14 protein-coding genes are annotated in these 15,165 nt (G+C 73.3%); 8 read left to right on the top strand and 6 right to left on the bottom strand.

Annotated features, from left to right (window positions below):
• Positions 1-37 precede the first annotated feature (37 nt).
• On the top strand, positions 38-1,792 hold the full coding sequence (locus ACZ501_RS02310) for an NAD+ synthase (RefSeq protein WP_362459556.1): 1,755 nt from the start codon (positions 38-40) through the stop codon (positions 1,790-1,792).
• A 74-nt stretch (positions 1,793-1,866) separates the two neighbouring features.
• Here ACZ501_RS02310 and ACZ501_RS02315 read toward each other — a convergent pair whose 3' ends face one another.
• Positions 1,867-2,895 (bottom strand): endonuclease/exonuclease/phosphatase family protein, encoded by a 1,029-nt coding sequence (locus ACZ501_RS02315; RefSeq protein WP_361607059.1) that lies wholly within the window; start codon positions 2,893-2,895, stop codon positions 1,867-1,869.
• Between the two features lie 306 nt (positions 2,896-3,201).
• On the opposite strand from ACZ501_RS02315, the gene panB reads away from it, so the two are divergent.
• The 3 genes from panB to ACZ501_RS02330 all read left to right on the top strand — a co-directional run bounded on the left by panB (position 3,202) and on the right by ACZ501_RS02330 (position 6,056).
• Positions 3,202-4,062, top strand: coding sequence for a 3-methyl-2-oxobutanoate hydroxymethyltransferase (gene panB, locus ACZ501_RS02320; protein ID WP_361607056.1), 861 nt, complete (start codon positions 3,202-3,204; stop codon positions 4,060-4,062).
• Between the two features lie 126 nt (positions 4,063-4,188).
• The gene (locus tag ACZ501_RS02325; protein WP_361607053.1) at positions 4,189-5,211 is read left to right on the top strand and encodes an ATP-binding cassette domain-containing protein; all 1,023 of its coding nucleotides are present in this window, start codon (positions 4,189-4,191) and stop codon (positions 5,209-5,211) included.
• Positions 5,208-6,056: an ABC transporter permease gene (locus tag ACZ501_RS02330; RefSeq protein WP_468791863.1), complete on the top strand. Its 849-nt coding sequence runs from the start codon at positions 5,208-5,210 to the stop codon at positions 6,054-6,056. The genes ACZ501_RS02325 and ACZ501_RS02330 overlap by 4 nt, the downstream gene beginning before the upstream one ends.
• A 65-nt stretch (positions 6,057-6,121) precedes the next feature.
• Here the strand turns inward: ACZ501_RS02330 and ACZ501_RS02335 are convergent, their stop codons facing one another.
• Positions 6,122-9,481 carry an AfsR/SARP family transcriptional regulator gene (locus tag ACZ501_RS02335; protein ID WP_468791866.1) on the bottom strand — a complete coding sequence of 1,120 codons (3,360 nt, stop codon included), beginning with the start codon at positions 9,479-9,481 and terminating at the stop codon, positions 6,122-6,124.
• A 61-nt stretch (positions 9,482-9,542) separates the two neighbouring features.
• On the opposite strand from ACZ501_RS02335, the gene ACZ501_RS02340 reads away from it, so the two are divergent.
• Complete coding sequence (locus tag ACZ501_RS02340; RefSeq protein WP_362459541.1) at positions 9,543-10,343, top strand: site-2 protease family protein; 801 nt, start codon at positions 9,543-9,545, stop codon at positions 10,341-10,343.
• 18 nt (positions 10,344-10,361) lie between these two features.
• Here the strand turns inward: ACZ501_RS02340 and ACZ501_RS02345 are convergent, their stop codons facing one another.
• Positions 10,362-10,541, bottom strand: a complete 180-nt coding sequence (locus tag ACZ501_RS02345; protein WP_361607302.1) for a hypothetical protein — start codon at positions 10,539-10,541, stop codon at positions 10,362-10,364.
• A gap of 101 nt (positions 10,542-10,642) precedes the next feature.
• Complete coding sequence (gene npdG, locus ACZ501_RS02350) at positions 10,643-11,347, bottom strand: NADPH-dependent F420 reductase (protein WP_361607305.1); 705 nt, start codon at positions 11,345-11,347, stop codon at positions 10,643-10,645.
• 83 nt (positions 11,348-11,430) lie between these two features.
• On the opposite strand from npdG, the gene ACZ501_RS02355 reads away from it, so the two are divergent.
• On the top strand, positions 11,431-12,036 hold the full coding sequence (locus ACZ501_RS02355) for a hypothetical protein (RefSeq protein WP_361607308.1): 606 nt from the start codon (positions 11,431-11,433) through the stop codon (positions 12,034-12,036).
• A 107-nt stretch (positions 12,037-12,143) separates the two neighbouring features.
• Here the strand turns inward: ACZ501_RS02355 and ACZ501_RS02360 are convergent, their stop codons facing one another.
• Positions 12,144-12,386 (bottom strand): hypothetical protein, encoded by a 243-nt coding sequence (locus ACZ501_RS02360; RefSeq protein ID WP_361607311.1) that lies wholly within the window; start codon positions 12,384-12,386, stop codon positions 12,144-12,146.
• A gap of 108 nt (positions 12,387-12,494) precedes the next feature.
• Here ACZ501_RS02360 and map point away from each other — a divergent pair, with 108 nt between their 5' ends.
• Positions 12,495-13,352, top strand: coding sequence for a type I methionyl aminopeptidase (gene map, locus ACZ501_RS02365; RefSeq protein ID WP_361607314.1), 858 nt, complete (start codon positions 12,495-12,497; stop codon positions 13,350-13,352).
• Positions 13,353-13,498: 146 nt separating this feature from the next.
• Positions 13,499-14,146 carry a biliverdin-producing heme oxygenase gene (locus ACZ501_RS02370; RefSeq protein WP_468791869.1) on the top strand — a complete coding sequence of 216 codons (648 nt, stop codon included), beginning with the start codon at positions 13,499-13,501 and terminating at the stop codon, positions 14,144-14,146.
• Between the two features lie 82 nt (positions 14,147-14,228).
• Here the strand turns inward: ACZ501_RS02370 and ACZ501_RS02375 are convergent, their stop codons facing one another.
• Entirely contained in the window at positions 14,229-14,879 is a 651-nt protein-coding gene (locus tag ACZ501_RS02375; protein WP_362459528.1) for a PhzF family phenazine biosynthesis protein, read from the bottom strand.
• Between the last annotated feature and the right edge of the window lie 286 nt (positions 14,880-15,165).

A 15,165-nucleotide genomic window follows, 5' to 3' on the forward strand; every position in this document is an offset into this window, starting at 1 on the left:
AGGACATCGCGTCAGAAAGACGATTAGACTGGGCCCCGTGCCTCAACTTCGCCTCGCGCTGAATCAGATCGACTCGCGGGTCGGCGACATCGCCGCCAATTCCGACTCGGTCGTGCACTGGACGCGGCACTCCGCCGAGCAGGGCGCCCACCTGGTGGCGTTCCCGGAGATGACGCTGACCGGGTACCCCGTCGAGGACCTGGCCCTGCGGGAGTCCTTCGTCGACGCGTCCCGCACCGCACTGGCCGCGCTCGCCCGGCGGCTGGCGGACGAGGGCTTCGGCGGGCTCCCCGTCGTCGTCGGCTACCTCGACCGCAGCGAGAAGGCCGTCCCGCGGCTCGGCCTCCCGCCCGGCTCCCCGGAGAACGCGGCCGCCGTGCTGTACGGCGGGAAGGTCGTGCTGCGGTTCGCCAAGCACCACCTCCCCAACTACGGCGTCTTCGACGAGTTCCGGTACTTCGTGCCGGGCAGCACCCAGCCGGTGATCCGGGTGCACGGCGTCGACGTGGCCCTGGCCATCTGCGAGGACCTCTGGCAGGACGGCGGCCGCGTCCCGGCGACCCGCTCCGCCGGGGCCGGGCTGCTGATCTCGGTCAACGCCTCCCCGTACGAGCGCAACAAGGACGACGTACGGCTCGAACTGGTCCGCAGGCGGGCGAAGGAGGCCGGCTGCACCCTCGCCTACGTGGCGATGATGGGCGGCCAGGACGAGCTGGTCTTCGACGGCGACTCGATCGTCGTGGACGCCTCCGGCGAGGTCATCGCCCGCGCCCCGCAGTTCTCCGAGGGCTGCGTGCTGGTGGACCTGGACCTGCCGGCGGCGCGGGCCGACGCCCCCGAGGGCGTCGTCGACGACGGGCTGCGCATCGACCGCGTGATCCTCTCCGAGGAGCCGGTCCAGGCGTACGAGCCGGTCGTGCCCGGCGGCTACGCCGACCGCCTGGACGACGACGAGGAGGTCTACGACGCCCTGGTGGTGGGCCTGCGCGCGTACGTCCGCAAGAACGGCTTCCGCTCCGTCCTGATCGGGCTCTCCGGGGGCATCGACTCGGCGCTCGTCGCGGCCATCGCCTGCGACGCGGTCGGCGCGCAGAACGTGTACGGCATCTCCATGCCCTCGAAGTACTCCTCGGAGCACTCCAAGGGCGACGCCGCCGACCTGGCCGCGCGGACCGGGCTCAACTTCCGCACCGTCCCGATCGAGCCGATGTTCGACGCCTACATGGGCGCGCTGGGCCTGACCGGCCTGGCCGAGGAGAACCTCCAGTCCCGGCTGCGCGGCACCCTGCTGATGGCGGTCTCCAACCAGGAGGGCCACATCGTGCTAGCCCCGGGCAACAAGTCCGAGCTGGCCGTCGGCTACTCCACCCTCTACGGCGACTCCGTCGGCGCGTACGGGCCGATCAAGGACGTCTACAAGAGCGACGTCTTCCGGCTCGCCCGGTACCGCAACCGGGCCGCGCAGGAGCGGGGCGAGACCCCGCCCATCCCGGAGAACTCGATCGTGAAGCCGCCGAGCGCCGAGCTCAGCCCGGGGCAGGTGGACACGGACTCGCTGCCGGACTACCCGGTGCTCGACGCGATCCTGGCCCTGTACGTGGACCGGGACCAGGGCCTGGAGGCGATCGTCGAGGCCGGCTTCGACCGGCAGCTGGTCGCCCGGATCCTGCGGATGGTGGACACGGCGGAGTACAAGCGCCGCCAGTACCCGCCGGGCACCAAGATCTCCGCGAAGGGCTTCGGCAAGGACCGCCGCCTGCCCATCACCAACGGCTGGCGCGAGCGCGCGTAGCCGCCGCACCCGGGAGGGGCCCGCCGCTCGTGCGGCGGGCCCCTCCGTCGCGTGCGGGCGTCGCGCCCCTCACGTCACTTGCGCACGGTCACCCGGGCGGCGACCGGGAGGTGGTCGCTGCTCGTGCGCGGCAGCGTCCAGGAGGCCTCCGGCTTCACCCCGCGGACCATGATCTGGTCGATCCGGGCCATCGGGAACTGCGCGGGCCAGCTGAAGCCGAAGCCGTCGCCGGCCGCGCCCTGGGTGGAGCGCATCTGCGAGGTGACCTCGGACAGGGCGCGGTCGTTCATGGTGCCGTTGAGGTCGCCGAGCAGGATGACGTTCTTCAGCGGTTCGGAGGCGAGGGCCGCGCCGAGCGCGTCGGCGCTGTCGTCGCGCTGGTTGGCGGTGAAGCCGGCGTTCAGCTTGACGCGGACCGAGGGCAGGTGGGCGACGTAGACGCCGATTTCGCCGAACGGGCCGGCGACCGTGGTGCGCATGGCGCGGGTCCAGCCCAGCCGGATGTCCACGGGCTTGCTGGAGGTCAGCGGGTACTTGCTCCACACGCCGACCGTGCCCTCGACCGCGTGGTACTTGTACGTGCGCTCCAGGGCCTTCTCGTAGGCGGGGACGGCGCCGGCCTTGAGCTCGGTCAGGGCCAGTACGTCGGCCCCCGACGTGGCGACCGCCTCGGCGGTGCCGCGGGGGTCGGGGTTGTCGGCGTCCACGTTGTGGGTGGCGACCATCAGGTTGCCGCCGCCGCCCGACTTGTCCGTCAGCAGGCCGCCGAAGAGGTTCACCCACACCACGGCGGTCAGCAGTATCGCGATCAGGGCCGTGGCGGACCTGCGGACCACGGCGATGGCGAGCAGGACCGGGACGGCCAGGCCCAGCCAGGGCAGGAAGGTCTCGGTGAGGCTGCCGAGGTTGCCCACGTCGTTGGGCAGCTCCGCGTGGAAGATCATGACCAGCGAGATCAGCGCGGCGACGGCGGCGGTGACGATCCCGCGCTTCCAGATGCCCCGGTCGCCGCGCAGCTCGGCCAGCCGGCGCTTCAGGCCGGATCCGGGGGGTCCGGGCTCTGAGCCGCCGTTCCCCGTCTCCGTCATGTACGCCTGTGCCATGCCATGTCCTCGCTGCCGTGCTCGCGCTCCGTCCCCGCCCCTTGACCCTAGGCGATGTCCGAAGCCTTTCGTGCCGTCCTCGCGGCCGTACGACCGAGAGGACGAACGGTCGTACGGCCGGGGTTCCGCTTGTCACGAAACGCGCACATTGGCTCCTGCGCGCCTGGAGGCGGGCCGGGAGTGTGACGGACGGGTCAGCGCGCCGCAGCCCTGCCACTTCCGTCCACGGCCCGACGGGTGCCACCATGGTGGGTGAGTCCGGGGACGCCGTGAGGGCGCCTCGAGATGACACAAGGAGCAGTTGCAATGACGCATGCCGTTTCGCCTGCCCGCGAAGCCGCCTCCCCCACCCTCTACGGGGGGACGGGCAACCGGCGAATCACCGTCCGCGACCTGAACCTCGCCAAGGAGCGCGGCGAGAAGTGGCCCATGCTCACCGCCTACGACGCCATGACGGCGTCCGTGTTCGACGAGGCCGGCATCCCGGTCATCCTCGTCGGTGACTCGATGGGCAACTGTCACCTCGGCTACGACACCACCGTCCCCGTGACGATGGACGAGATGACCCTGCTGTCGGCGGCCGTCGTACGGGGCACCAGCCGGGCCCTGGTCGTCGGCGACCTGCCGTTCGGCTCCTACCAGGAAGGCGCCGTGCAGGCCCTGCGCAGCGCGACCCGGCTGGTGAAGGAGGCCGGTGTCGGGGCGGTCAAGCTGGAGGGCGGCGAGCGCTCGCTGCACCAGACCGAGCTGATCGTGCAGTCCGGCATCCCGGTCATGTCCCACCTGGGCCTGACCCCGCAGTCCGTCAACGCCATGGGCTACCGGGTGCAGGGCCGCACCGACGAGGCCGCGCACCAGCTGCTGCGCGACGCGAAGGCGGCGCAGGACGCCGGTGCCTTCGCGGTGGTCCTGGAACTGGTGCCGGCCGAGCTGGCCGCCGAGGTCACCCGGTCCCTGCACATCCCGACCGTCGGTATCGGCGCGGGCGCGGAGTGCGACGCGCAGGTGCTGGTGTGGACCGACATGATGGGCCTGACCGGCGGGAAGATGCCGCGCTTCGTCAAGCAGTACGCGGACCTGCGCCGCACGATGGGTGACGCGGCGAAGGCCTTCGCCGAGGACGTGGTCGGCGGAACGTTCCCGCAGGAGGAGCACGCCTTCCACTAGTCCGCGCGTACCGACAGCCCGCCGGCCGACAGGGCCGGCGGGCTTTCGGCTGCCCGTCGGTCCGCTGTCGGCGGGCTGTCGGCCGGCTGTCGGCGGTTTGTCAGTGGCGGCTGGTCCCATGGCGGCATGACGCGAAACGACAAGAACTCCCACGCCGTGGAAGTGCGGGGGCTGGTCAAGCACTACGGCGAGACCAAGGCCCTGGACGGGGTCGACCTGGATGTCCGCGAGGGCACCGTGCTCGGCGTCCTCGGACCGAACGGCGCCGGCAAGACCACCCTGGTCCGCTGCCTGTCCACCCTGATCGTCCCGGACGCGGGCACGGCGACCGTCGCCGGCTTCGACGTGGTCCGCCAGCCCCGGCAGCTGCGCCGCACGATCGGCCTGACCGGCCAGTACGCCTCGGTCGACGAGAAGCTCTCCGGCTGGGAGAACCTCTACATGATCGGCCGGCTGCTGGACCTGTCCCGCAAGGACGCCCGGGCCCGCGCGGACGAGCTGCTGGAGCGGTTCTCCCTCACCGAGGCCGCGAAGAAGGCCGTGATGAACTACTCCGGCGGCATGCGCCGCCGGCTCGACCTGGCCGCCTCCATGATCGGCCGCCCGGCGGTGCTCTACCTGGACGAGCCGACCACCGGCCTGGACCCCCGTACCCGCAACGAGGTGTGGGACGAGGTGCAGCGGATGGTCGCCGAGGGCGCCACCGTCCTGCTCACCACCCAGTACATGGAAGAGGCCGAGCAGCTCGCGAGCGAGCTGACGGTCATCGACCGGGGCAAGGTCATCGCCAAGGGCGGGGTCGACGAGCTGAAGGCCCGCGTCGGCGGCCGCACCCTGCGGATCCGCCCGGCGGACGCTTCCGACCTGCCCGGCATGGCGCGCGCTCTGGCGGAGACCGGCCTGGACGGCGTGGCCGGCTCCCAGGCGGTGCCGGACGAGGGGGTGCTGCTGGTCCCCATCCTGAGCGACGAGCAGCTGACCGCCGTGGTCGGCCTGCTGGCCGCCCGCGGGTACGCGATCGCCGACCTCGGCACGTACCTGCCGAGCCTGGACGAGGTGTTCCTGTCCATCACCGGCCAGCGGCCGGCCGCGGCGCGGGACGCCGTACCCACCGAGAAGACCGAGACGGACCAGGAGGTCGCGGCATGAGCACCGCCACCACGACGAAGCCCCGCACCGGCGCCGCGGCCGCCGCCACGTCCCCGCTGCCCGACGAGGGCCGGATCGGCCTGCGGGCCAACCTGCGCCACATCGGCGCCCTGGTCCGCCGCAACGCGCTCCAGATCAAGCAGGACCCGGAGTCGATGTTCGACGTCCTGTTCATGCCGATCATCTTCACGCTGCTGTTCGTGTTCGTCTTCGGCGGCGCGATCTCCGGCAAGGGCAACCAGGGCGAGTACGTCAACTACGTCGTCCCGGGCCTGATGGCGATGATGGGCATGAACATCGCCATGGGTGTGGGCACCGGCGTCAACGACGACTTCAAGAAGGGCGTGATGGACCGCTTCCGGGCCATGCCGATCGCCCGGTCGTCGGTCCTCATCGCGAAGATCGTGGTCGAGCTCGGCCGGATGATGGTCGCCATCACGATCCTGCTCGCCGTGGGCTTCATCCTCGGCCTGTCCATCAAGTCCTCGGTGCTGGAACTGTTCCTCGCCATCGGGCTGTCGGCCGTCTTCGGCGCCTCACTGATGTGGATCTTCATCCTGCTGGGTCTGACGCTGAAGACCGCACAGGCCGTGCAGGGCATGGCGATGATGGTCCTGATGCCGCTGCAGTTCGGCAGCTCGATCTTCGCCCCGCCGACGACGATGCCCGGCTGGCTGCAGAGCTTCACGGACTACAACCCGCTGTCCAATCTGGCCGACGCGGCCCGCGGCCTGATCAACGGCACCCCGCTGGGCAACTCCGTGTGGATCACCCTGGGCTGGTCGGTCGCCATCACGGCGGTCACCATGCCGGTCGCGGTCCGCAAGTTCCGCCAGAAGACCTGATCCCGGGCAGGCCGGTCCGTCCGGATCGCGTCCCGGACGGCACCGCGCGGGGGAGCCGGCCGGAATCAGATGAGGGCGGTGGCCTCCTCCAGGGTGAGGCCGCCGCCTTCGGCGTACGCCGCCCCGTACGCGGCGTCGCCCAGCGCCGCCCGCGCCGCTTGCTCGGCGAGCGCGGCGTCCTGCCGCTCCGAGGAGCCCGGGACGTGCCCCGCCGGAAGGTGCGCCCGGTAGGCGCCGAACAGCCGAGCCCCCGCGTACGCCTGTTCCCGGCCGCCGAGGCCCACCCGGGCCACCGCGGCCGTCAGCAGGTACAGGGAGGGCATGTGGGGGGCGACCATCATCGCCAGCGGGTGGCGGACGGCCCCCGCGGCCTCACGGGCCAGCGCCAGGGCGTCCTCGTGCTTGCCCTCCCGGTTGTCCAGCCAGGCCGTCGTGGCGAGCAGGAACACGTCGAAGACGGCGAACGCGCCGAGCGCGAACTCGTCGCGCAGCAGCTGGATCTGGGCGCGGGCCTCGGGGATCCGGCCGGTGGTGCCGTAGAGGTGCGCGAGGAACATCCGGGCGGCGGGCATGGCCTCGTTGCCGAACCGTTCCACCGTGGTGAGGCTCTCGGTGAGGATCCGCTCGGCCTCCTCGATCCGGCCGCTCTCGACGAGGGAGCCGGCCATCCGCACCCGCAGCACCGTCACCTGCGCCTTGGCGCCGAGGCGTTCGGCGTACTCGATCGCCTCGCGGTAGTCCTGGGCGGACAGGGCGTAGTCCCCGCGCTTCTCCCGGGACTCGGCGCGGGCCGACAGGGCTTCGGCGCAGCCCCAGTCGTCGCCGAGTTCGCGGAAGAGGGCCAGGCTCTCGTCGGCGTCGCGGGAGGCGTCGCCGGCCCAGTCGGCGCGGTTGGCGAGGATGTTCGCCCGCAGCTGGAGGGCGGAGGCGAGCTCCCAGCGGTAGCCGAGTTCGCGGGCGGTGTCGACGGTCGCGTCCACGACCCGCTTGAGCAGCCCCGCGTCCCCCGCGATCATCACGGCGTAGATCCACAGGGAGGCCGGGGGGCGGCAGGTCTGCGGGAGTCCGGGCCGGTAGGTGGCGAGCACGCCCTTCACCCGTTCGCGGACCTCCGGGGTGTCCCAGTCGCTGCTGGTCTGGTCCCGGGCGGCCAGGCGTACCAGGTGCAGGGCCCGCCAGCCCTCGGCGAGCACCTCGCCGGAGTAGGGCGGGGGCGAGTCGACGAGCCGTTCGTGGACGGGCTCGGCGGGGGTGTGGGGCGGCCGGAACGGGTCGGGGCCGAGTTCGGCGGCTGCGTCCGACCAGTGCCGGGACTCGGCCCGCAGGTCCTGCATGTGCCAGTACCAGCCGAGCGAGTGCACCAGGCACAGCGCTTCGCCGGCGTCGCGGGTGGCGACGGCCCGGCGCAGGGCGGTACGGAGGTTCTCGTACTCGGTGGCGAGCCGGTCGGCGGCCGCGCGCTGGCGGTGGCCGCGCAGCAGGGGTTCGGTGGTGCGGGCGAGTTCGCGGTAGTGGACGAGGTGGCGGTGCTCGGTGGCCTCCCGGTCGCCGCCGGCCTCGGCGAGGCGCTCGGCGGCGTACTCGCCGACGGTCTCCAGGAGGCGGTAGCGCATCTCGCCGGCGGGGCCGGGCGCGGCCACGACGAGGGACTTGTCGACCAGGGCCGCCATGCTGTCGGCGACGTCGGCGTCCGCCCCCGCCTCCGGGTCGGCGCAGACCGCTTCGGCGGCGTCCAGGTCGCAGCCGCCGGCGAAGACCGACAGCCGCCGCAGGACGGCCCGCTCGGGCTCGTCCAGCAGCTCCCACGACCAGTCGACGACGGCGCGCAGGGTCTGCTGGCGGGGCAGGACGGTACGGGCGCCGCCGGTCAGCAGGCGGAAGCGGTCGTCGAGGCGGTCGGCGATCTGGCGCGGGGTGAGCAGGCGCAGCCGGGCGGCGGCCAGCTCGATCGCCAGCGGCAGCCCGTCCAGGCGGCGGCAGATCTCCGCGGCGGCGGCCGGGTCGTCGGCGACGCTGAACCCGGGCCGGGCGGCGGCCCCGCGGTCGCCCAGCAGCCGCAGCGCGACGGGGTCGGGCAGCGGCTCGACGGGACGCAGGAACTCGCCCGGCACGCCGAGGGGTTCCCGGCTGGTGGCCAGGATCCGCACGCCGGGGCAGTGGGTCAGGAGCCGCTCGGCGAGCCGGGCGGCGGCGCCGATGACGTGCTCGCAGTTGTCCAGGAGCAGCAGGAGCCGGCGGCGGGAGCAGTGCTCGGTGAGCCGGTCGAGGGGGTCGTGGCCGGCCCGGTCGGTCAGCGCGCGCAGTTCCTCCGCGGCGGCGCCGCGCAGCTTCGTCTCGCGGGCGCCGAGCGCGGCCAGGACGGCCTCGGCGACGTCGTCGGGGTCGTCCACGGGCGCCAGCTCGGCGAACCACACCCCGTCGGGCCAGTCGTCGCCGCCCGCGGCGCGGGCCGTGCGGGCGTGCGCCTCGGCGGCCTCCTGGGAGAGCCGCGTCTTCCCGGCGCCGCCGGGTCCGAGCAGCGTGACGAGCCGTGCCCGGGCGAGGTCGTCGCCGAGGACGCGGATGTCCTCCTCCCGCCCGACGAAGGTGGTCAGCCGCGCGCGCAGGTTCCCGGGGGCGGGGGCGGCCGGCTGCGCGGGGGCGGGGGCCGGGGCGGCGGGGGCCGCCTGCGCGGCGGGCCGGACTCCGGTCGGGGCCGGGGCGGGGGCGTCCGGGGGCGGGGAGAGGAGTTCCGTGTGCAGGGCGCGCAGGGCCCGGCCCGGGTCCGTGCCGAGGCGGGCGGCGAGGCCCTGGCGGACCGTCTCGTAGGCGGCCAGCGCCTCCGCCGGGCGGCCCACCGCACGCAGGGCCCGGATCCGCAGCACCTGCGCGGACTCGTCCAGCGGCTGCCGCGCACACAGCTCGGTCAGCTCCGGCAGGGCCTGTTCCGCCTCGCCCAGCGCCAGCGCCGCGCCCAGGCGGCCCCGGCGCGCGTCCATCCGTACGGCATTCCAGCGCGCGGCCTCGGCCGCCGGATCGGGGAGGGAGGCCAGCGCCGGGCCCCGCCACAGCGCGAGCGCCTCGTCGTACAGGGCCGCCGCCCGGGCCGGGTCCGGGTCGGCCGCGGCGGAGCGCACGAGCCGTTCGAAGCGGTACGCGTCGATGTCCTCCCGCTGCGCCTCCAGGAGGTACCCGCCCTCGACGGAACGCACGGCCGCGTGCCCCAGTGCCCGCCGCAGCCGCCCCACCAGCGCCTGGAGCGCGGCGACGGCGTCGCCCGGCGGCGCGGCGTCCCACACCTCGGCGACCAGCAGCCCCGCCGGGACCGCGCGGCCCGGCCGCAGGGCGAGCGCGGTAAGGAGCGCGCGCAGGCGGGCTCCGCCGACGGCGACGGGGCTCCCGTCGTCGCGGATGGCCTGGGCGGTGCCGAGAATCGCGTAACGCACCGGCCCATTGTCCCCGGCCCCGGGAGCGGGGCGGCCCGGAGCCCGGGATAGGTTTCGCCGCATGGGTCATCAGGGCGTCCGCGGCGAGCGGCAGATCAGTTCCGTGTTCCTCGGCATCGTCGCCGTCATGGCTGTGACCGGCTGGGCGGTGTGGACGGGCTACGCGGCGAGCCCGGGCCTGGCCGTGTTCCTCTTCGTCACGGCCGCGTGGGTGGTCTCGCTGTGCCTGCACGAGTACGCGCACGCCCGCACGGCGCTGCACGGCGGTGACATCACGGTCGGGGCCAAGGGCTACCTCACCCTGAACCCGCTGAAGTACACGCACGCGCTGCTCAGCATCGTGCTGCCGGTGGTCTTCGTGATCCTGGGCGGGCTGGGCCTGCCCGGCGGGGCCGTGTACATCGAACGCGACCGGATCAGGGGCCGCTGGAAGCACAGCCTCGTCTCGGCGGCGGGCCCCCTGACGAACGTGGCGTTCGCCGTCGTCTGCACCGCCCCGTTCTGGCTGGACGCCCTCGACGGGGTGCCGGTGCACTTCCGCTTCGCGCTGGCCTTCCTCGCGCTGCTCCAGGTCTCGGCGGCGATCCTGAACTTCCTGCCGGTCCCGGGGCTGGACGGCTACGGGGTCATCGAGCCCTGGCTCTCCCACCGCGTGCGCCGCGAGCTGGCCCCGCTGGCGCCGTTCGCGCTGATCGGGGTGTTCGCGCTGCTGTGGATCCCCGAGGTCAACCTGTTCTTCTTCGACGTGGTGCGCGGGGTCCTGCGCGCGCTCGGCGTCTCGGACCCGGAGACGTACTGCGGCCGCGACCTGTACCGCTTCTGGCAGGACTCGGACGGCTTCTGCGCCGTCCCCGAGGACTGAGCCCCGACGGGGACCGCCTCAGGCCGCGCGCTGCTTCTCGGCCTTGGCCTTGCGGACGTAGAACCAGGCCATGTTGGACGTGACGCCCGCCAGCAGCACCCACACGATCCCGAGGAAGCTGCCCTCCACGAAGGCGACCACGGCCGCGGCCACGGCGAGGACGCAGACGACAAGGGCGAAGACGGCAAGGCGGGGCATCCGGAACAGCTCCTCGGGAACACGGGTCGGGGTCGAGCCCCTCCAGTGTCCCCCATCCCGCCCGGACCCCGCCGCCGGAGCGGGGCCGCGGGCGTGGGGGATCACACGTCCGTGAGGCGGACGCCCGCGTGGGCCTTGTAGCGGCGGTTGGTGGAGATGAGGTTCGCGACCATCGCCTCGACCTGGTGGGCGTTGCGCAGGCGGCCCGCGAAGACGCCGCGCATGCCGGGGATGCGGGCCGCGAGGGCCTGGACGACGTCGGTGTCGGCGCGGGACTCGCCGAGGACCATCACGTCGGTGTCGATCTCCTCGACCGAGGTGTCCTGGAGGAGGACGGCGGAGAGGTGGTGGAAGGCGGCGGTCACCCGGGAGTCGGGCAGGAGCGCGGCGGCCTGCTGTGCGGCGCTGCCCTCCTCGACCTGGAGGGCGTAGGCGCCCTGCTTGTCGAAGCCGAGGGGGTTCACGCAGTCCACGACGAGCTTGCCCGCGAGGTCCTCGCGCAGCGCTTCGAGGGTCTTGGCATGGCCCTCCCACGGCACCGCGATGATCACGACGTCGCTGCGGCGGGCGCACTCGGCGTTGTCGGCGCCTTCGACGCCGAGGCCGAGCTCTTCGGCGGCGCTCCGCGCGCGGTCGGCGGCGCGGGAGCCGATGATCACCTTCTGGCCGGCGCGGGCGAGCCGGTAGGCGAGGCCGCGGCCCTGGTCGCCGGTGCCGCCGAGGACGCCGACGACGAGGCCGGAAACGTCCGGGAGGTCCCAGGGGTCCTTGGCCGGCGGCTTCTGCGTGCTGTCTGAGGAAGTCATGGGGGCGAGGGTACTGCCGGGTAGCCGGGACGAGGAGGGCCGTGTCGGGCCGGGCGGGCGCCGCGATGGTGCAGGATGCCGCCATGGATGCCGTGAGGGTGGCGCTGCTGCGCGAGGTGCTCGCCGGAACCCAGTGGCCGGGCGAGGCCCGGCGCTTCGCGGGCTCGCTGCGCCGGTCGGTGGTGCCGTCCGGCGGCAGCCTGCTGCTGGTGGGCACGGAGCAGTACGAGCCCTGGCACCTGGCGGCGCACCTGGTGGACGAGGCCGCCTGGTCGGGTCTGCCGGAGCTGGCGCCGACGCTGGTACGCCATCACGTGCGGCCGGGTGAGCCGCCGCACCTGTCGGTGGGGCTGGGCCGGCTGGAGGCGGCCCGGCGCGGGCACACGCTGCTGGTGGTGGCTCCGGAGCGGCCCGGCGAGGGGCTGCTGGAGCGGGTGTGCGACGCCCGGCGCGCGGGGGCGACCGTACTGTCCCTGGACGGCGGGGACCCGGACCTCGGCACCCTCGCGCACGACGCCCTGTCGGTGCCGGCCGCGACCGGCGAACTGGACCTGGACACCGTGCAGCACCTGGTCAGCGCGGCGGCCGGGGAGAACGGCCTGCCGGCGCAGCGGGGGCGGCGGCGGCTGCGCGACCGGCTGGCCCGGCTGGCCGACCAGCTGACCGCCCCACCGCCCACCCGCTGGTAGCCGGCCGCTGCACCGCCCGGCTCGGGCCGCCGCGGGGGTGGCGTCACCCACCGCCCGGCGCGGGCCGCCGCGGGGGTGGCGTCACGCCGCCCGTCCCGTGCGGGCCGTCACGGGGTGGCGCCGCCGCCGTCCTCCTCCTCGCGGGTCTTGTCGTTCCACTTGGGGTCGTTCTGCCATTCGAGGTTGCGCTCCTCGGCCGTCGCCATGGCGTGGGAGGCCTCCTCCGGGGTCGCGTAGGGGCCGAAGCGGTCCTTGGCGGGGCACTCGGGGCCTTCCTCGACCTTGTGGTGGACGAGGCAGTAGAACCACTCGCCCGGCTTTCCCACCTGGCGCTTCTTGAACAGGGCCATCGCCTTCGGGCTCCTCTCGCCGCCGGCTCGCGGTACCGCCGCTCGATACCGTTCGATACCGCTTCTCGTCGCCATGCTGCCCCATGACCGCTGGATACACTCGCTTGCATGTCTGGCCAGTCGCTGCTCGTACCAGGCGAGCTCTCTCCCGTCCGTTCCGTCCCCGGAAACATCCGCCGGCCCGAGTACGTGGGCAAGCCCGCGCCCTCTCCCTACACCGGCCCGGAGGTGCAGTCCGCCGAGACCATCGAGGCCATGCGCATCGCCGGCCGGATCGCCGCCCAGGCGATGGAGGAGGCGGCAAAGCACATCGCTCCCGGGGTGACCACCGACGAGCTGGACCGGGTCGCGCACGAGTACATGTGCGACCACGGCGCCTACCCCTCGACGCTCGGCTACCGGGGGTTCCCGAAGTCCCTCTGCTCCTCGCTCAACGAGGTCATCTGCCACGGGATCCCCGACTCGACCGTCCTGCGGGACGGCGACATCGTGAACCTCGACGTGACCGCGTACATCGGCGGCGTGCACGGCGACAACAACGCCACCTACCTGTGCGGCGAGGTGGACGAGGAGTCGCGGCTGCTGGTGGAGCGCACCCGGGAGGCCCTGAACCGCGCGATCAAGGCGGTCAAGCCGGGCCGCCAGATCAACGTCATCGGCCGGGTCATCGAGTCGTACGCGAAGCGGTTCGGGTACGGAGTGGTGCGGGACTTCACCGGACACGGCATCAACTCGTCCTTCCACTCGGGCCTGATCATCCCGCACTACGACAGCCCGCACGCCACCACCGTCATCGAGCCCGGCATGACCTTCACCATCGAGCCGATGCTGACGCTGGGCACCCACGAGTACGACATGTGGGAGGACGGCTGGACAGTCGTCACGAAGGACCGCAAGCGCACCGCCCAGTTCGAGCACACCCTCGTGGTGACGGACACCGGCGCGGAGATCCTGACCCTGCCGTAGGAGTTTCTGCCAGGAGTTTTTGCCACCGCGGGGGTTTTTGCCGACAGCACGTCGGGAACACATTGACTTAGGTAAACCTAAACAGGAGGATCGGGCGTGGCGGCACCGCGCCGCCGGGCCCGCTTCCTCTCCTCCGGAGGTCAGTCTTGGACGCCTTCTCCACGGTCATCCGTGTCGCCTCGCACGAGCAGCACACCGAAGCCGAGACCTCCACGTTCATGAGCGACATGCTCGGCGGACGGCTGGGCGTGGACGCGTACACCCGCTACACCGAGCAGCTCTGGTTCGTGTACCGGGCGCTGGAGGAGGGCGCCGGCTCCCTGCGGGACGACCCGGTGGCGGGTCCCTTCATCCGGCCCGAGCTGATGCGCGTCGCCGAGATCGAACGCGACCTGGCGCACCTGCTCGGCCCCGGCTGGCGGGAGGCGGTCACCGCGCTGCCGGCGACGCGGGCGTACGCGGACCGGGTCGCCGAGTGCGCGGCCTCCTGGCCTGGCGGGTACGTCGCCCACCACTACACGCGCTACCTGGGCGACCTCTCCGGCGGCCAGATCATCCGGGACAAGGCGGAGCGCGCCTGGGGCTTCGAGCGCAAGGGGGACGGCGTGCGGTTCTACGTCTTCGCGGACATCGCCAACCCGGCCGCCTTCAAGCGGGGTTACCGGGAGCTGCTGGACGCCATCGCCGCCGACGACCTGGAGAAGCAGCGGATCGTCGACGAGTGCAAGCGGGCCTTCGACTTCAACGGCGCGGTCTTCCGCGAGCTGGGCGAGGAGTTCCGGCTGAGCGCGTAGGCCCCGGCCGGGCGATGCGGGCGCAGGAGGGCCGGCGGCCGGTGCGGGTGCACCCGGCCGGCCCTCCTTCCGCGCGGTCGCGTCACGAGGCGAAGCGGACCCGTCCGCCGAGCTCGACCGTGCCGTCGGGGTTCGGGGCGGTGAGGAGCTGGGAGCCCGCGCCCTGGGTGATGTTCAGGGCGCGGTTCAGCTGCGCCGTGAGCAGGATCGCCGCCGAGCCGGTGGCCTCGTCCTCGGCGATGACGCCGTCGGGGCGGCGCGGGAAGCCCCGGGCGCGGATCCGGCCCGCGGTCTCGTCCTCCCAGGCCCAGGCGTACAGCCAGCCCTCGCCGGGCGGCGGCGCGGGCAGCGCGTCGACCTCGGCGGGGCTCGGGTACTGCTCGGTGCGCTTGCCGGTGACCCACTCGGGGCGGGCCGTGATCCAGGTGAACTCCCCGTCGTCGCGCGCCCACACGGGACCGGCGGGCGGCTGGAGCTCCTCGATGTCCAGCAGCCAGGCGACCCCGACCAGCGGGTGCCCGGCGAAGGACATGCGCGTGCCGGGGGTGCGGATGTCGACGACCCCGCGCTCGGGGTCGTCGACGAACACCGTCTCGCTGTAGCCCAGCTCGGCGGCGAGGGCCTGCCGGGACGCGTCGTCCGGGCAGGTGCGGCCGTCGCGGACGACTCCGAGCAGGTTGCCGTGCCGGCCGTCACCCGCGCAGAAGACCCTGATCACGTCTAGATCGTTCACGCTGGCATTCAAGCACGGCGTGCGCGACCGGCCGCCGCCCCGCGCTCCGGGCGGACCGCGGCGACCGCGGACCTGCCCGGCGGACGGGAGGCGGGTCGGCGTTCGGAAGGCGAACGGGCACTTGACTTCCGCTTGACTCTCGCTTGAGACGGTCATGGAGGGGCCGTGACGGGCTTGTGTCCGGGGCCTGAAGGTGAGAGCTGAATCACTGGACGAGTGGGTATCGGTCAGGTAAGCCTCGGTTAAGTTAGGTCCGCCTCACCGGCCCGTCCCCCCAGTCTTCACC

It is taken from the genome of Streptomyces sp. NPDC034085 (assembly GCF_055575555.1).

What these genes read in the sequence shown, in the direction of transcription:
- ACZ501_RS02340 (WP_362459541.1), top strand. Translation starts at nt 9,543, where the DNA reads ATGGGTCATCAGGGCGTCCGCGGCGAGCGGCAGATCAGTTCCGTGTTC.
- ACZ501_RS02325 (WP_361607053.1), top strand. Translation starts at nt 4,189, where the DNA reads ATGACGCGAAACGACAAGAACTCCCACGCCGTGGAAGTGCGGGGGCTG.
- map (WP_361607314.1), top strand. Translation starts at nt 12,495, where the DNA reads ATGTCTGGCCAGTCGCTGCTCGTACCAGGCGAGCTCTCTCCCGTCCGT.
- ACZ501_RS02330 (WP_468791863.1), top strand. Translation starts at nt 5,208, where the DNA reads ATGAGCACCGCCACCACGACGAAGCCCCGCACCGGCGCCGCGGCCGCC.
- panB (WP_361607056.1), top strand. Translation starts at nt 3,202, where the DNA reads ATGACGCATGCCGTTTCGCCTGCCCGCGAAGCCGCCTCCCCCACCCTC.
- ACZ501_RS02315 (WP_361607059.1), bottom strand. Translation starts at nt 2,895, where the DNA reads ATGGCACAGGCGTACATGACGGAGACGGGGAACGGCGGCTCAGAGCCC.
- ACZ501_RS02345 (WP_361607302.1), bottom strand. Translation starts at nt 10,541, where the DNA reads ATGCCCCGCCTTGCCGTCTTCGCCCTTGTCGTCTGCGTCCTCGCCGTG.
- ACZ501_RS02360 (WP_361607311.1), bottom strand. Translation starts at nt 12,386, where the DNA reads ATGGCCCTGTTCAAGAAGCGCCAGGTGGGAAAGCCGGGCGAGTGGTTC.
- npdG (WP_361607305.1), bottom strand. Translation starts at nt 11,347, where the DNA reads ATGACTTCCTCAGACAGCACGCAGAAGCCGCCGGCCAAGGACCCCTGG.
- ACZ501_RS02355 (WP_361607308.1), top strand. Translation starts at nt 11,431, where the DNA reads ATGGATGCCGTGAGGGTGGCGCTGCTGCGCGAGGTGCTCGCCGGAACC.